At 73.4% G+C, this 14,678-nt stretch carries 14 protein-coding genes; 10 read left to right on the forward strand and 4 right to left on the reverse strand.

The window, feature by feature from the left end; all coding sequences use genetic code 11:
* Positions 1 to 68 precede the first annotated feature (68 nt).
* The gene (locus tag ACFWCH_RS11005) at positions 69 to 2,669 is read right to left on the reverse strand and encodes a phosphoenolpyruvate carboxylase (RefSeq protein ID WP_378803854.1); all 2,601 of its coding nucleotides are present in this window, start codon (positions 2,667 to 2,669) and stop codon (positions 69 to 71) included.
* A 174-nt stretch (positions 2,670 to 2,843) separates the two neighbouring features.
* On the opposite strand from ACFWCH_RS11005, the gene nhaA reads away from it, so the two are divergent.
* The 4 genes from nhaA to ACFWCH_RS11025 all read left to right on the forward strand — a co-directional run bounded on the left by nhaA (position 2,844) and on the right by ACFWCH_RS11025 (position 6,902).
* Positions 2,844 to 4,049 carry a Na+/H+ antiporter NhaA gene (nhaA, locus tag ACFWCH_RS11010; RefSeq protein WP_378803539.1) on the forward strand — a complete coding sequence of 402 codons (1,206 nt, stop codon included), beginning with the start codon at positions 2,844 to 2,846 and terminating at the stop codon, positions 4,047 to 4,049.
* Positions 4,046 to 4,711 carry a MazG family protein gene (locus ACFWCH_RS11015; RefSeq protein WP_378803540.1) on the forward strand — a complete coding sequence of 222 codons (666 nt, stop codon included), beginning with the start codon at positions 4,046 to 4,048 and terminating at the stop codon, positions 4,709 to 4,711. The genes nhaA and ACFWCH_RS11015 overlap by 4 nt, the downstream gene beginning before the upstream one ends.
* Before the next feature lie 69 nt (positions 4,712 to 4,780).
* The gene (hisS, locus tag ACFWCH_RS11020) at positions 4,781 to 6,043 is read left to right on the forward strand and encodes a histidine--tRNA ligase (protein ID WP_240745298.1); all 1,263 of its coding nucleotides are present in this window, start codon (positions 4,781 to 4,783) and stop codon (positions 6,041 to 6,043) included.
* Between the two features lie 55 nt (positions 6,044 to 6,098).
* Positions 6,099 to 6,902, forward strand: coding sequence for an SGNH/GDSL hydrolase family protein (locus tag ACFWCH_RS11025; protein WP_247638538.1), 804 nt, complete (start codon positions 6,099 to 6,101; stop codon positions 6,900 to 6,902).
* Here ACFWCH_RS11025 and ACFWCH_RS11030 read toward each other — a convergent pair.
* Positions 6,874 to 7,410, reverse strand: a complete 537-nt coding sequence (locus ACFWCH_RS11030) for a glyoxalase/bleomycin resistance/extradiol dioxygenase family protein (RefSeq protein ID WP_136033413.1) — start codon at positions 7,408 to 7,410, stop codon at positions 6,874 to 6,876. The genes ACFWCH_RS11025 and ACFWCH_RS11030 overlap by 29 nt on opposite strands.
* 95 nt (positions 7,411 to 7,505) lie before the next feature.
* Between ACFWCH_RS11030 and ACFWCH_RS11035 the strand changes: the two genes are divergently transcribed.
* The gene (locus ACFWCH_RS11035; RefSeq protein ID WP_247981419.1) at positions 7,506 to 8,285 is read left to right on the forward strand and encodes a helix-turn-helix domain-containing protein; all 780 of its coding nucleotides are present in this window, start codon (positions 7,506 to 7,508) and stop codon (positions 8,283 to 8,285) included.
* On the opposite strand, the gene ACFWCH_RS11040 is transcribed toward ACFWCH_RS11035, so the two are convergent.
* Both ACFWCH_RS11040 and ACFWCH_RS11045 read right to left on the reverse strand, forming a co-directional pair.
* Positions 8,261 to 9,517 carry an APC family permease gene (locus tag ACFWCH_RS11040; RefSeq protein ID WP_378803541.1) on the reverse strand — a complete coding sequence of 419 codons (1,257 nt, stop codon included), beginning with the start codon at positions 9,515 to 9,517 and terminating at the stop codon, positions 8,261 to 8,263. The genes ACFWCH_RS11035 and ACFWCH_RS11040 overlap by 25 nt on opposite strands.
* Positions 9,518 to 9,558: 41 nt before the next feature.
* Positions 9,559 to 10,029 carry a DUF4442 domain-containing protein gene (locus ACFWCH_RS11045; protein ID WP_206251555.1) on the reverse strand — a complete coding sequence of 157 codons (471 nt, stop codon included), beginning with the start codon at positions 10,027 to 10,029 and terminating at the stop codon, positions 9,559 to 9,561.
* A 100-nt stretch (positions 10,030 to 10,129) separates the two neighbouring features.
* Between ACFWCH_RS11045 and ACFWCH_RS11050 the strand changes: the two genes are divergently transcribed.
* The 5 genes from ACFWCH_RS11050 to eno all read left to right on the forward strand — a co-directional run bounded on the left by ACFWCH_RS11050 (position 10,130) and on the right by eno (position 14,676).
* Positions 10,130 to 10,549 carry a GntR family transcriptional regulator gene (locus ACFWCH_RS11050; RefSeq protein WP_378803542.1) on the forward strand — a complete coding sequence of 140 codons (420 nt, stop codon included), beginning with the start codon at positions 10,130 to 10,132 and terminating at the stop codon, positions 10,547 to 10,549.
* Positions 10,546 to 11,616, forward strand: a complete 1,071-nt coding sequence (locus ACFWCH_RS11055) for a DUF1648 domain-containing protein (RefSeq protein ID WP_378803543.1) — start codon at positions 10,546 to 10,548, stop codon at positions 11,614 to 11,616. Before ACFWCH_RS11050 ends, ACFWCH_RS11055 begins: the two co-directional genes overlap by 4 nt.
* A complete protein-coding gene (locus ACFWCH_RS11060; protein WP_378803544.1) occupies positions 11,613 to 12,605 on the forward strand; it encodes a CPBP family intramembrane glutamic endopeptidase in 993 nt (330 codons plus the stop codon). The genes ACFWCH_RS11055 and ACFWCH_RS11060 overlap by 4 nt, the downstream gene beginning before the upstream one ends.
* A gap of 4 nt (positions 12,606 to 12,609) precedes the next feature.
* Positions 12,610 to 13,269 (forward strand): O-methyltransferase, encoded by a 660-nt coding sequence (locus tag ACFWCH_RS11065; RefSeq protein ID WP_378803545.1) that lies wholly within the window; start codon positions 12,610 to 12,612, stop codon positions 13,267 to 13,269.
* 126 nt (positions 13,270 to 13,395) lie between these two features.
* Entirely contained in the window at positions 13,396 to 14,676 is a 1,281-nt protein-coding gene (gene eno / locus ACFWCH_RS11070) for a phosphopyruvate hydratase (RefSeq protein ID WP_136033431.1), read from the forward strand.
* Positions 14,677 to 14,678 lie beyond the last annotated feature (2 nt).

Consider the following 14,678-nt stretch of genomic DNA (forward strand, 5'->3'; position numbering starts at 1 on the left):
GTTGGGCCGAGCTCTCACTCTAGCGTCGGCGCCCGAGGGCCCCGCGCCACGCGACGGGCGGCCGCGGCTCAGCCGGTGTTCTGCAGTCCGGCCGCGACGCCGCTCACCGAGAGCAGCAGGAGGCGCTGCTGTTCCGCGTCGGCGCCCGAGCCCTCCGGCTGCGGCGCGGCCGAGCGCAGGGCACGGAGCGCGCGCAGCTGCAGCAGCGACAGCGCGTCGACGTAGGGGCTGCGCAGCTGCACGGCGCGCTGCAGCACGGGCTTGTTCTCGAGCAGGCCGTCGCCGCCGGTGAGCCGCACGACCCACTGGCGCGTGAGCGCGAGCTCGTCGAGCACGAGCGCCGCCAGGTCGTCGCGGTCGCCGAGGGCCAGGTACTGCCGGGCGATGCGCTCGTCGGTCTTGGCGAGGCTCATCGCGACGTTGTCGACCATGGTGTGCAGCAGCGGCCACTCGCGGTACGCCTCACGCAGCAGGTCCTGGTCGCCGACGGCCTCCAGGGCGGTGCCGAGACCGAACCAGCCGGCGAGGTTGATGCGCGCCTGGGTCCACGCGAACACCCACGGGATCGCCCGCAGGTCTTCCAGCGACTCGACCGACAGTCCGCGTCGGGCGGGGCGGGAGCCGAGTGCCAGCAGCCCGATCTCCTCCATCGGGGTCACCGTGGCGAACCACGGCGCGAAGCCCTCGGCCTTGACGAGCGAGAAGAAGCGCTCGCGGGAGGCCGCGTCCATCGTGGCGGCCACCTCGGCGTAGCGCTCGGCCGCGCGGCTGGTGCGCTCCTCCACCGTGGGGGAGGAGGCGAGCAGCGTGGCGGCGGCGACCTGGTCGATGTGCCGCATGGCGATCGCGGGCTCGCCGTAGCGGGCGAAGATCACCTCGCCCTGCTCGGTGAGCTTGAACCGGCCGTCGACGGAGTGCGGCGGCTGGGCGAGGATGGCGGAGTTGGCGGGGCCGCCGCCGCGCCCGAGGGCGCCGCCGCGACCGTGGAACAGCGTGAGCTCGATGCCCGACTCCTGCGCCCAGCGGGCGATGGTGGCCTGCGCCGCGTACAGCGCGAGGTTCGCGGCGACCGGGCCGACGTCCTTCGACGAGTCGGAGTAGCCGAGCATCACCTCGAGGCGGTTGCCTGTGGCGGCCATCCGCTCGCGGAACTCGGGGAACGTGACGACCTCGGCGAGGATCGCCGGCGCGGCCTGCAGGTCGGCGAAGGTCTCGAACAGCGGCACGACATCGAGCACCGGGGCGTCGTCGCCGAGGGCGTACCGGGCGAGGCGGTGCACGTTCGCGAGGTCGGACGCGGCCTGGGTGAACGAGACGACGTAGCGCCCTGCCGCCCGCAGCCCGCGGTCGCGCTGGATGTCCGCGATCGCACGGAACACCTCCAGCACCTCCTCCGTCTGGGCGCTGATCGGGCCGCCCGCGTCGAGCTCGGCGAGGGCCGTGGCGTGCACCTGGGAGTGCTGGCGCACCTCGAGCTCGGTCAGGTGGAAGCCGTAGGTCTCCACCTGCCAGATCAGGTGCTGCACCCCGCCGAACGCGTGCCGACGGGCGCCGGCCGCGGCGAGCGAGGACTGCACGGCGCGCAGGTCGGCCAGCAGCTCGTCGGGCCGGGTGTAGGCGCGGTCGCCGTCGCCGAGCCGGGTCGCGGCCACCCGCCGGGCGAGCACGAGCAGCACGCGGCGGTGCGGCTCCTCCGGCGACCGGGCGGCGAGCTCGGCGGCGACCTCGGGCTCGGCGGCCGCGAAGGCCTCCCACAGTGCGACGACCTCCGCGCTCGGGGGCGTGTCGTCGGCCGAGAGCGTGAGCGTGCGGCCGATGCGGTCCAGCGCGCGCTCGAGCCCGCGCAGCACATGGTCGGAGGCGATCTGCGAGGCCTCGCGCGTGACGGCCGCGGTGACGAACGGGTTCCCGTCGCGGTCGCCGCCCACCCACGAGCCGATGCGCACGAAGGAGGGCACCACGGGCGCGCTGGCTCCGGACTCCTCGCCGCGCAGCGCGTCGTCGATGCGGCGGTACACGTGCGGCACCGTCGTGAAGAGCGTCTCGTCGAACACGCCCATGACGGTGCGGACCTCGTCGGTCGGGGAGGGCTTCTGCGCGCGCAGCGGGGCGGTGCGCCACAGCGTGTCGATCTCCTCCAGCATGCGACGGCGGGCGCGGTGCTCCTCGGCGCCGCCCGCGCTCGCGGCGTCGTGCTGCGTGAGCAGTTCCGACAGGCGGCGGATGCTCGACGACACCGCACGGCGGCGGGCCTCGGTCGGGTGCGCCGTGAACACCGGGTGGAAGCGCAGACCGGCGAGACGGCGGCGCGCCTCGTCCTCGCCGACCTCGTCGCGCAGGCGCGCGTAGGCCGTGGCGACCGTGTCGCTCGCGTCTTCCCGCCCCGGCTGCCCGGCCCGCTCGCGCAGCACGCGCACGCGCTGGTGCTCCTCGGCGAGATTCACCAGGTGGAAATAGCAGGTGAACGCCCGCGCGACCTCGTCGGCGCGGGCGATCGTGAACGACTCGGCGATCGCCGCTGCCCGCTCGAACGCGTCGGAGGTCTCGTCCTCGTAGGCCTGGATCGTCGCGAGGCGCAGACGCTCGACGTCGTCGAACAGGTCGTCGCCGCCGGCCTCGCGGAGCACCTGGCCGAGCAGCTGGCCCAGCATCCGCACGTCGGAGCGCATGGCATCGGGAATGCCGCGACCGGCTTCGAAGCGACCGATCACGCGGATGGCCTCGGTGGGCGTCGGCTCGGAGAAAGCGGGGGAATCGGGGGTCACCCTCCGAGAGTATCCCGGGGTGAGAACGCCTCTTGCACGCATGACGGCCGGAGGACACCGCCGCCTACGATGGAGACGATGCGCATCACAGCGAACCCCCTCCGCGGTCAGCAGTTCCCCGCCGTCCTCCTGCTCGTCGCGGCCGGACTGGGGCTCCTCCTCGCGAACCTGCCCACCCACGACACGCTCGCGGGGCTGCTGGACGCGCACCTCGCGGTGCCGGGCACGGCGCTCGACCTGTCGATCGCGCACTGGGTGTCGGACGGTCTGCTGGCGGTGTTCTTCCTGGTGGTCGCGATCGAGCTGCGCCACGAGCTGACCCACGGCGAGCTCGACTCCCCGCGCAAGGCCGTGCAGCCGGCGATCGCCGCGACCGGCGGGGTGCTGGTCCCCATCCTGGTGTACCTGCTGATCGCGGGCGGCCCGGAGACGGCGTCCGGCTGGCCGATCCCCACCGCGACCGACATCGCCTTCGCGCTCGGTGTGCTGGCGATGTTCGGCCGCGGCCTGCCGTCGCGCGTGCGGGTGTTCCTGCTGGCGCTCGCGATCCTCGACGACATCATCGGCATCGTGTTCATCGCGGTGCTGTTCGCGCACGACGTGCAGTGGCTGCTGTTCGTGCTGGCCCTGGTCGGTGTGGCCGTGTTCTGGGGGCTCAGCCGGCTCCTGCACGCGAAGGGGCATCCGCTGATCGCGGTCGCGATGACCGTGGTCGGTGTGGTGACGTGGGCGCTCGTGGCGTCGTCCGGCGTGCACGCCACGATCGCGGGGGTCATGCTGGGGCTGGTGATGGCGCCGGTGCCCGCCGGCCGTACGCGGCACGCGCTCGAGCCCACGGTCAACGGGGTGATCCTGCCGGTGTTCGCATTCGTCGCGGCGTTCGTGGTGATCCCCGCGGTGGCGCCGACGGAGCTGTCGCCCGCGTTCTGGGCCATCGTGGTGGCCCTCCCGGTCGGCAAGATCGTCGGCATCACGGTGTTCGGCTGGTTCGCGATGCGCATCCGCCCGCGGGGAGCCGATCCGGCGCTGCCCTTCGCCGACATCGTCGCGGCGGGAGCGCTCGGCGGCATCGGCTTCACGGTGTCGCTGCTGCTCGCGAACCTCGCGTTCGCCGCCGACGCGGGCCTGCGCGACCAGGCGATCCTCGGGGTGCTGGTCGGCTCGCTCCTGGCACTGCTGCTCTCGGCGGTGATCGTGTCGCTGCGGGCCCGCTGGTACCGTCGCCTCGCCGGTGCCTCCTCCGCAGAGCGGGGCGGGCCTGACCGAGGAGCGGAGGACGCATGAGCGGGTCTGCCGACGAGTCGCGGCCTGACGTGGATGCGCTGCGGGCCGCGGCCGACACCATGCGGGCCGTGCGCGAGCGCTGCGTGTGGTCGCAGCGCATCACCCACCGCGACCTGGTGCCGTACCTGATCGAGGAGTCGCACGAGGTGATCGACGCCGTGGAGTCCGGCACCCGCGACGATCTGCGTGAGGAGCTGGGCGACCTGCTGTGGCAGGTGCTGTTCCACGCCGCGATCGCCGCGCAGGACCCCGACGATCCGTTCGACATCGACGACGTGGCCGCCACGCTCACCGAGAAGATGGTGCGCCGTCATCCGCACGTGTTCGGCGACGAGGTCGCCACCACGCCGGAGGAGGTGCTGATCCACTGGAACGCGGCGAAGGCCGCGGAGAAGCGCACGCGGCGCAGCGTGCTCGACGGCGTGCCACGGGGGATGCCGGCGCTCGCCCTGGCGCAGAAGCTGGTCGGCCGGGCCGCGGGGGCCGGTGTCACGGTGCCGCAGAGCCCCGTCGCGGCCACTCCGGCGTCCGAGGCGGAGCTCGGCGACGCGCTCCTGGCGCTGGTCGCGACCGCGCGCGCCGAGGGGTGGGATGCCGAGCGGGCGCTGCGCGAGCGGCTGCGGCTGCTGGAGGACGAGGTGCGCCAGGCGGAGGCCGGCTGACCCGACGCGCGGGTGCCGCCGACGACCTGGGAAGATGGACGGGTGGCTACTGTGAACCCGCCGCGCGGCATGCGCGACTTCCTCCCCGCCGACAAGGCCCGCCGTGAGCGCGTGCTCTCCGTGATCCGCGAGCGCTACCGCGCGCACGGGTTCGACGAGATCGAGACGCCCGTGGTGGAGGAGTACGAGCGGCTGCACGCGGGCATCGGCGGCGACAACGAGAAGCTGTCGTTCGCGATCCTGCGCCGCGGTCTCGACGCCGACGCGATCCGCGCCGCGGCCGACGACCCCGCCGCGCTGTCCGACCTGGGGTTGCGCTACGACCTGACGGTGCCGCTGGCGCGCTTCTACGCCAGCAACCGCGGGCAGCTCCCCGGTGTGTTCCGCTCCGTGCAGATCGCGCCGGTGTGGCGGGCCGAGCGGCCGCAGAAGGGCCGCTACCGCCAGTTCGTGCAGTGTGACATCGACATCATCGGGGATGCGTCGGGGCGGGCCGAGGCCGAGCTGCTCGTCGCATCGCTCGACGCCGTCGACGCGCTGGGGCTCGAGGGTGCCACCGTGCGCATCAACGACCGCCGCCTGCTCGACTGGATGCTGGGCCACCTGGGCTTCACGACCGAGGAGCGCCCGCAGGTGCTGATCACGATCGACAAGCTCGACAAGATCGGGCCGGAGGGGGTCGCGGCCGAGCTGCGCGAGCGCGGGGTCACCGCGACCGCCGTCGCCGCGTTCGAGGAGTTCCTCCGCCGCCCGCAGACGCTGGAGTACCACCCGTACGGGGAGCGGCAGATCCGCAAGGCGCTGCCCGAGGGCGTCCCTGATGAGCTCATCGCGCACCTCACCGGCATCGGCGAGGCCGTGGCGGCCGCACGCCCCGTGGTCGCGGAGCACGTCGAGATCCCGCTCGTGTTCGACCCGTTCCTCGTGCGCGGCATGGGGTACTACACGGGCACGATCTTCGAGCTCGCGCACCCCTCCGTCGGGTACTCGCTCGGCGGCGGCGGGCGCTACGACGGCATGATCGGCCGGTTCCTGAAGCAGGACGTTCCCGCGGTGGGCTTCTCGCTCGGGTTCGAGCGGCTGGTCGACCTGGTCTCCGCCGACCCCGACACCGAGGCGCAGGCGATCGTCCTGGTCCACGATGCCGACGTGCCGGTGGGCGAGCTGGTCGCCCACAAGGCCGAGCTCGTGGCGAGGGGGGCGCGCGTGCGGCTCGAGCAGCGCACCAAGAACCTCAAGGCGCTGCTGGAGCGTGCGGCCGCCGACGGCTACACCCACTTCGCGAGCGTGCGGGCAGGCTCCGACGAGCTCGAGGTCAAGACGCTCGGCTGATCCGGGGCTCGGTGGTGTTCACCGGGCGTTCACGGCGGTCGACTCGAATCGGGTCGTGCGTCGCCTCCGTCCCGTGTTCGCCGCCGTGTCCGCCGTCGCCCTGCTGACCGCGGTGCTGCGCCTCGTGCTGGTCCGTCAGGCCGCGCTCGCGCGACGGCGCATTGGCAAGCCGCTCGGGGAGGTGTCGCTCGATGCCGACCGGCTCTGGCGGCCGGGGCTCGACGGCGCCCCGCTCGACCTGCTGCTGGTGGGAGACTCGCTCGCGGCGGGGCTGGGGGCGCAGCGCCCCAAGCAGACCCTGGGCGGACGACTCGCCAAGGCGCTCGCGCGTGGTCTGGGGCGTCCGGTGCGCCTGCGTACGGTGGCGAGGGTCGGCGCGGAGTCGCGCGACCTCGCGACGCAGCTGGACGCGTTGCCGCCCGGGTACCGTCCGCACGTCGCGGTGGTCGTGGTGGGCGGGAACGACGTGACGCATCGCCTGCCGGTCGCCGAGTCCGCGCGGCACCTGGATGACGCGGTGCGGCGGCTGCGCGACCTCGGCGCCGGGGTCGTGGTGGGCACCTGCCCGGATCTGGGGGCGCTCCGCGCGGTGCCGCAGCCGCTGCGCCGCATCGCCTCGAGCCTGTCGCGTCGGCTCGCCGCCGTGCAGGCGGAGGCGGCCCGCCGCGCGGGGGCCGAGCCGGTCGATCTGCGCCGCGCCGTGGGGCCGCTGTTCTTCGACGAGCCGGAGGCGATGTTCAGCCTCGACCGGTTCCACCCGAGCCCGCTCGGCTACCGGCGCACCGCGGAGGCGCTGCTCCCCGCCGTGCAGCGGGCGACCGTCGTCGCGCTCAGCTCGCGTCGGCCTGCCCCGCGCTGAACGACGCCGCCCATTCGGCGACGCGGCGCGCGCTCTCCTCGTCCGAGAGGTCTTCGACCCTGGTCATGATCGACCATCGCACGCCGAAGGGGTCGCGGATGCTGGCGAAGCGGTCGCCCGACACGAAGTGCATCGCGGGCTCGCGCACGGTGGCACCGGCGGCCACGGCGCGCTCGACCACGGCGTCGACGTCGGGCACGTAGAGGCCGAGGGAATAGCAGGCGTCGTCGCCGGCGGGCGGCGGCACGAGGTGGTAGTCGGGACTGGGCTCGCCCAGTTGCAGTCGACCGGTGCCGAAGTCGAGGTCGGCGTGGGCCACGACGTCGCCGAACTCGGTCACGTCGATCACGCGGGCTCCGAACACGTCGCGGTAGAACGCGAGCGCACCGGCGGCGTCGGGGATCGCGAGGAACGGGGTGAGCGAGGTCACGCCGTGCGGGCGGCCGTCGGTCGTGTGCGCACCGGTCACGCCGGTGACGGGCAGGTCTGCGGGTGTCTGATCGGTCATGTCGCCACGGTAGATCGCGCGGCGCGCCGGGCGCTTGAAGATGCGCGACACGGGCGCCACGGCGTCGCGTCGGCGGTGCCCCCTACGCTGAGCGCATGGTGAATCCGACCAGGGGTGTGCTGTATCCCGCGCGATTGCCGCAGTTCCACCGCCTGCCCGCTCCGCCCGAGGTCCGGCACCTCGTGGCGTGGTTCTGGATCCCGGAGTGGGACATCGAGCCCGGACGCTCCTCCCGGCAGGAGGTGGTGTCGTATCCGGCGCTCAACCTCGTGGTCGAGCCCGACGCCGTGACGCTGTCCGGCGCGACCACCCGCCTGTTCCACCGCGACCTGAGCGGGCGCGGCTGGGCCGTCGGCGCCCTCCTGCGTCCGGCCGCGGTGCCCGCGCTCGAGCCCGATCCGGCAGCCCTCGTCGACACCGCCCGCGCGGTCGCGGCACCGGAGCTGCACGACGGGGTGTCGGCGGCGATGTCGACGGGGGAGGGGCACCGGGAGCGCGCGGTCGCGGCGTTCTCCCGCTGGCTCGTGGCGAACGCGCCGGCGGACGACGACGATGCCCGAGGCGCGAACGCCGTGTTCGACGCCCTGTTCGGCGACGGGGCGGCGCTGACCCCCGAGGAGGCCGCGACGCGCCTGGCGGTGTCGGTGCGCACCCTGCAGCGCCTCACCCGACGGCACGTGGGGCTGTCGCCCGCGGCCATGATCCGTCGCCGACGGTTGCAGGAGGCCGCGCAGCGCGTGCGCGATGAGCCCGCGGTCGACCTGGCGTCGCTCGCGGCCGAGCTCGGGTACGCCGACCACGCGCACCTGACCCGGGACTTCCGGGCCGTGCTGGGCATCGCTCCGCGGGGCTACCGTTCCGCGCTGCGGGAGTGATCGGCGCGCCGTTCGAGCCGCAACCGCACGAGTCGATAGGCCACCCCGGCGACGACCACGGCCGTTCCGATGAGGGACGCCGCCACGGGCAGCGTGTTCACGAGCACCAGGCAGCCGAGCGCGCCGACCACCTGGAGCGCGCGCGGCGACCGTCGGGCGGCACCGCGCTGACGGAAGGCCGCGGCATTGGCGATCAGGTAGTAGAGCAGCACCCCGAACGAGGAGAAGCCGATCGCGGTGCGCAGGTCGGCCGCCAGCACCAGCGCGATCACGAGCGCCGCGAGCACGAGTTCCGCGCGCTGGGGCACCTGATGCCGGGCGTCGATGCGGGACAGGAACCGCGGCAGATCGCCCTCCCTGGCCATCGCGAGCACCGTGCGTCCGATGCCGGTGAGCAGCGCCAGGAGTGCCCCGAGGGACGCGGCCGCCGCGGCGATCCGCACCAGGGGCGTCGCCCACGACCAGCCGGCGGCGACGAGCACGTCTGCCAGCGGCGCGGTCGCGCCCTGCACCTCGGCGCCGAGCACCAGCACCACGGTGAGGCCGACCAGCGCATAGACGACTACGGCGCCGCCGAGGGCCAGGGCGATCGCGCGGGGGATCGTGCGCACGGGGTCGGTGACCTCCTCGCCCATCGTCGCGATCCGGGCGTAGCCGGCGAATGCGAAGAACAGCAGCCCGGCTCCCTGGAGCACGCCGTACGCGGTCGCGTCGGGCAGCGGGGCGGGGGTCGAGGTGGGAGCGGCGCCGAGCCCGAGGATCACCACGACCGCGAGCCCGAGCAGGGAGCAGGCGACGAGGATCCGGGTCAGCAGCGCGGTGCGGGTGACGCCGAAGCAGTTGACGACCGCGAGCACCGCGACGGCGAGCACCGCGACCGGCCTCTGCCAGGCGGGCGGGACGGCGTAGGCAGCGAACGTCATCGCCATGGCCGCGCAGCTCGCGATCTTGCCGATCACGAAGCTCCAGCCGGCGACGAAGCCCCACCACGGGCCGATCTCGGCGCGCGCGTAGGCGTACGTGCCGCCCGCGACCGGGTGGACGGCGGCGAGCTGTGCCGACGCGGTGGCGTTGCAGTAGGCCACGACGGCGGCGATCGCGAGGGCGATCAGGATGCCGCTGCCCGCGACGCCGATGGCCGGGGCCCACACGGCGAACACGCCGGCGCCGATCATCGAGCCGAGGCCGATCGCGACGGCGTCGGCGAGGGTCAGGCGTCGGGCGAGGGGCACGCGGCCATCGTCCCACGTGCCGGTGAACGGCCGGTGTCGCGTCAGCGGCGGGCGGCGGTGACGCGCTTCTTCTCGCGGATGTACACCTGGCGCCGCACCCTCGCCACGGTGTCGCCGTCGCCGTCGGTGATCACGGTCTCGAACCACTCGAGCACCTTGCCGCCGCCGTGGGCGCGCTGCCGCAGCTCCTCCGCCTTCTCCCGCGGCACCGAGAACTCGGCCGTGAGCACGCCGCGTCCCGGCTTGAGGAACTCGATCTCGCCGCGGGTGTCCCACACCACGTAGTCGCGCCCGAGCTGGTGCATCACGAGCATGAAGAAGTACGGGTCGGTCATGGCCGACATGGAGCCGCCGAACGCCGTCTTGACGTAGTTGCGGGTGAAGACGTTGACGTGCAGCTCGACGGTCGCGTGGGTCCAGTCCTCGCTGAACCGGCGCACGCGGATGCCGCTGAACAGGTTCGGGATCCACAGGCTCATGCCGACCGCGAGGCGGCGGGGGGTGATGCGCATGAGGTCAGTGTGGAGGATGCCGCAGCGACCGGCGAAGACGTCTGGAGGGTTGGCACAGTTGTTCTAGTTGACATAGAATAAGTAGCGATAGGAGGTCGCCATGCTGATCCGCGTCGACGTCGACAGTCCGCACGCGCTGTACGACCAGGTCGCCGCGTCCATCCGGGCCGACATCCTGGCGGGCGCGCTCACCCCGGGCGACCGGCTGCCCGCGGCGCGCGACGTCGCGAGCGCGCTCGACATCAACCAGCACACGGTGCTGCACGCCTACCAGCGGCTGCGCGACGAGGGTCTCGTCGACCTCCGGCGCGGCAGGGGCGCGGTGATCGCGGCCTCTGCGGCCCCGCTGGTCGAGCTCGCGCACGAGATCGACGGACTCGTCCGTCGTGCCGCCGCGGTGGGGGTCTCCGCCGAGACGCTCGCCGGCATCGTCCGCACCCACCGCGCTCCCGTCGACGACCGGAGCACCCGCGCCGCACAGCGGACCACACCGCGCACCACAGAGGAGGATTCGCCATGACGACCCACGACCTCACCCGCACGCCGCCCGCGCTGCTGCGGCGGGCGCGCCTCCTCTTCGTCCTGGTCGCGGTCGCCGTGCCCGTGGTCATCACGGCCATCGCCGCCGCGGTGCTGCTGTCCTGGCTACCCTCGCTCCCCGGCACCGTCGCGGTGCACTGGGGTCTCGACGGCGCCGACCGCTTCGGTGCCCCGATCGTCTACCTCTGGCTGCTCCTCGGCGTCGGGCTCGGCCTCCCGCTCCTGATGGCCGCGACCACGCTCGCCGCGGTGGCTGCGCACTGGGGCGGAGCCGCCCGGCTGATGGGTGCGCTCGCGGCCGGCATGTCCGGGTTCGCGGCGGTGCTGAGCCTCGGGTCGCTGTGGATCCAGCGCGACCTCGCGTCGACCGCCGAGGTCCCGGGCATCGGCGTCGTGACGGCGCTCGCGTTCGCCGCTCTCCTCGTCACCGGAGGTGTCGCCTGGCTCATTCAGCCCAGGGTGAGGCCCGAGCCCGGGCGCACGCTCGAGCCGCGGCACGTCGTGCGGGTGGCCGACGGGGAACGGGTGGTCTGGGTGGGCACCACGACCATGCCCCGCGGGGCCCTGGCCTTCCTTCTGGTCGTCCTCCTCGGGCTGATCGCGCTGGCGGTGTGGATGCTCGCGGGCGGCATCACCGGGGCGTGGATCGCGGTCCTGGTGACCGTGGTGGTGGCGTTCGCCGTGGCCGCGACGGCGTCGTTCCGGGTGCGTGTGACACCGGAGGGCCTCACGGCGCAGGCTCCGCTCGGCTGGCCGCGTCAGCGCATCCCGGTCGACCGCATCGTGTCCGCGCGAGCCGTGACCGTCTCGCCGTTCGGGGAGTTCGGCGGATGGGGGTGGCGCTTCTCGCCGGACGGCCGCAGCGGCATCGTGATGCGACAGGGCTCCGCGATCGAGGTGGCGCGCCGCGACCACGGACCGTTCATCGTGACGATCGACGGGGCGGAGGAGGCCGCGGCACTGCTGCAGGCCTACGTCGATCGGGCCGCCGCGCGGACGGACCACGGGGGAGGGTCCGACGGGGCGACCGAGAGGAGCGGACGATGACCGTCGACGACACGACACGCGACGCGGAGGGAGCCGTGACGCGCGTGCCGTGGGCCGCGGTGATCGTGTTCGTCGCGACAGCCTGCGGGCTCGCCTGGCTGGTCGCCCTGCCGCTCTGGCTGGGTGCGGGGCTCGCCGAGCCGATCTCGACGCTCCTGCTGCCGGCCATGATGCTGACGCCCGCCCTCGCGACGGTGCTCGTGGTGTTCGTGATGCGGGTGCCCAGGCCGGGTGCGCGCCTGCGCTTCCTGGGGCTCTGGCCGCTGCGCCCGGCGAAGCGCGTCGTGTGGCTCCTGGTCGCGGCGTGGCTGATCCCCCCGCTGCTGGTGGGGCTCGGCATCCTGGTCTCCGCCGCCCTCGGCTGGGTGCGGCTCGACCCGACGTCCGGGGCGTTCGCGGCCGAGCTGGCACGGGCGCTCCCCGCCGGCACGCCGATGCCGCCGGTCGAGGTCGTGGTGTTCGCGCAGCTCGCTATGATCCCGCTCGGCGCGCTGGTCAACGCGGGGTTCGCGTTCGGTGAGGAACTGGGGTGGCGCGGGTGGCTGCTGCCCGCCCTGCGTCCGCTGGGCACCTGGCCGGCACTGCTGCTCAGCGGTGTCATCTGGGGTCTCTGGCACAGTCCGGTGATCCTGCTCGGCTACAACTTCGGTCGCACCGACGTCACCGGCGTGTTGTTCATGGTCGGCGGGTGCGTCGCGTGGGGTGTGCTGTTCGGCTGGCTGCGCCTGCGCTCCGGGTCGGTGTGGCCGGCGGTCGTCGCGCACGGTTCGCTTAACGCCGCGGCCGGGATGGTGGTGCTGTTCGCCGCGACACAGCCCGACCTCGCGCTGGCGGGACCGCTGGGTGTCGCGGCCTGGCTGGTCGCGGCGGTGGTGATCCTCGTGCTGCTGCTGACCGGGCAGTTCCGGGTGCAGCCGCCGCTCGCGCCGCGGCGAGCCGGAGCAGCGGCGGCGACGCTTGACGCGCCGCGTGCGCCGGGGGTTGGCTGAGCGCATGGACTCCACCCCCGCCGCCTGGGCCGACGCCGACACCTTCCTCGCCGAGCAGCTCCTGGAGCCCGATCCCGCGCTCGACGCGGCGCTCGCCGCCCAACGGGCCGCCGGGCTGCCCGAGATCGAGGTCGCGCCCCTGGCGGGCAAGCTGCTGAACCTGCTGGTGCGGTTGAGCGGGGCGCGGCGGGTGCTGGAGATCGGCACGCTCGGCGGCTACTCCACGATCTGGCTCGCACGCGCCGTGGGGGAGGAGGGACGGGTCGTGACGGTCGAGGCCGAGGCGGACAACGCCGCGGTGGCCAGGGCGAGCCTCGATGCGGCCGGTGTCGGCGAACGGGTGGACATCCGCATCGGCCGCGGCGCCGACGTGCTCCCGACGCTGGTGGGCGGGTTCGACCTGGTGTTCATCGACGCCGACAAGGAGTCCAACACCGTGTACCTGGACTGGGCCGCGCGGCTCGGGCATCCCGGCACCGTGGTCGTGCTCGACAACATCGGCCGCGACGGTGAGATCGTGCGCGACGACTCGACCGATTCGAAGGTCGTCGGCACCAGGGAGGGCCTGCGGATGCTGGGGGAGGACCCGCGGTTCGATGCGACCGCGCTGCAGACCGTGGGGCTGAAGGGCTGGGACGGCGTCGCACTGGCCCTCGTGGTCTGACCCGGCCCGCGCGCGGCATCCACCCGGCGCCGCCTGTCACCCCGGCGCCGTCCGAGCCCGGGGCTAGACTGGGGCGCGGATCGACGACGCTCCACACAACCTTTTCCCTGAGCAAGGAGCACATCAGTGGCACTGATCGAGGCTGTAGGCGCACGCGAGATTCTCGACTCGCGCGGAAACCCGACCGTCGAGGTGGAGGTGCTCCTCGACGACGGCATCGTGCAGCGTGCGGCCGTGCCGTCCGGTGCGTCGACCGGCGCCTTCGAGGCGTACGAGCTGCGCGACGGCGACAAGAGCCGCTACGGGGGCAAGGGCGTGCGCAAGGCCGTCGAGGCCGTGATCGACGAGCTCGGCCCGGCGCTCGAGGGCGTGGAGGCGAGCGAGCAGCGCATCGTCGACGAGATCCTGATCGAGGTCGACGGCACCGAGAACAAGAAGCGCGTCGGCGCGAACGCCATCCTCGGCGTCAGCCTCGCGGTCGCGAAGGCCGCCGCCGACTCCGCAGACCTCCCGCTGTTCCGCTACCTGGGTGGCCCCAACGCGCACGTGCTGCCCGTGCCGCTGTTCAACGTGATCAACGGCGGCGAGCACGCCGACAACGGCATCGACATGCAGGAGTTCTTCCTCGCTCCGATCGGCGCCGAGACCTACTCCGAGGCGCTGCGCTGGGGCGTCGAGACCTACCACGTGCTGCGTGCCGAGCTGAAGGCCGCCGGCTACGCCACGGGCCTCGGCGACGAGGGCGGCTTCGCCCCCGACCTGCCCAGCAACCGCGAGGGCCTCGACTTCCTGGTCAAGGCCATCGAGAAGGCCGGGTTCACCCCGGGCACCGACATCGCGCTGGGCCTCGACGTCGCCGCCACCGAGTTCTTCAACGACGGCGTGTACCGCCTCGACAACAAGGACTGGGACGCCGCGGCGCTGACCGAGTACTACGTCGGCCTGGTGAACGACTTCCCGATCGTCACCATCGAAGACGCACTCGCCGAAGACGACTGGGACAACTGGAAGCACCTCACCGAGGCGCTCGGCTCGAAGGTGCAGCTGGTCGGCGACGACCTGTTCGTCACCAACCCGCAGCGTCTCGCCGACGGCATCGCCCGCGGCGTGGCCAACTCGCTGCTGGTGAAGGTCAACCAGATCGGCACGCTCACCGAGACGTTCGACGCGGTCAGCCTGGCGCAGCGCTCCGGCTACACGGCCATGCTGTCGCACCGCTCGGGCGAGACGGAGGACACCACGATCGCCGACCTCGTGGTCGCCACGAACGCGGGTCAGATCAAGGCGGGTGCCCCGGCGCGCAGCGAGCGCGTCGCGAAGTACAACCAGCTGCTGCGCATCGAGGAGGAGCTCGGCGACGCCGCGGTCTTCGCCGGCCGCTCTGCGTTCCCGCGCTACCGGGCCTGAGC

Origin of the sequence: Microbacterium sp. NPDC060132, assembly GCF_042729675.1 — a bacterium.
In the GTDB taxonomy this organism is placed as follows: domain Bacteria; phylum Actinomycetota; class Actinomycetes; order Actinomycetales; family Microbacteriaceae; genus Microbacterium; species Microbacterium sufflavum.

Bases quoted from the DNA above. Each gene is read 5' to 3' on its own strand.
- ACFWCH_RS11050 (WP_378803542.1), top strand. From the start codon at position 10,130: ATGCTGATCCGCGTCGACGTCGACAGTCCGCACGCGCTGTACGACCAG.
- hisS (WP_240745298.1), top strand. From the start codon at position 4,781: ATGCGCGACTTCCTCCCCGCCGACAAGGCCCGCCGTGAGCGCGTGCTC.
- nhaA (WP_378803539.1), top strand. From the start codon at position 2,844: ATGCGCATCACAGCGAACCCCCTCCGCGGTCAGCAGTTCCCCGCCGTC.
- ACFWCH_RS11030 (WP_136033413.1), bottom strand. From the start codon at position 7,410: ATGACCGATCAGACACCCGCAGACCTGCCCGTCACCGGCGTGACCGGT.
- ACFWCH_RS11035 (WP_247981419.1), top strand. From the start codon at position 7,506: ATGGTGAATCCGACCAGGGGTGTGCTGTATCCCGCGCGATTGCCGCAG.
- ACFWCH_RS11045 (WP_206251555.1), bottom strand. From the start codon at position 10,029: ATGCGCATCACCCCCCGCCGCCTCGCGGTCGGCATGAGCCTGTGGATC.
- ACFWCH_RS11065 (WP_378803545.1), top strand. From the start codon at position 12,610: ATGGACTCCACCCCCGCCGCCTGGGCCGACGCCGACACCTTCCTCGCC.
- ACFWCH_RS11055 (WP_378803543.1), top strand. From the start codon at position 10,546: ATGACGACCCACGACCTCACCCGCACGCCGCCCGCGCTGCTGCGGCGG.
- ACFWCH_RS11005 (WP_378803854.1), bottom strand. From the start codon at position 2,669: ATGCGCTCCGACGTGCGGATGCTGGGCCAGCTGCTCGGCCAGGTGCTC.
- ACFWCH_RS11060 (WP_378803544.1), top strand. From the start codon at position 11,613: ATGACCGTCGACGACACGACACGCGACGCGGAGGGAGCCGTGACGCGC.
- ACFWCH_RS11015 (WP_378803540.1), top strand. From the start codon at position 4,046: ATGAGCGGGTCTGCCGACGAGTCGCGGCCTGACGTGGATGCGCTGCGG.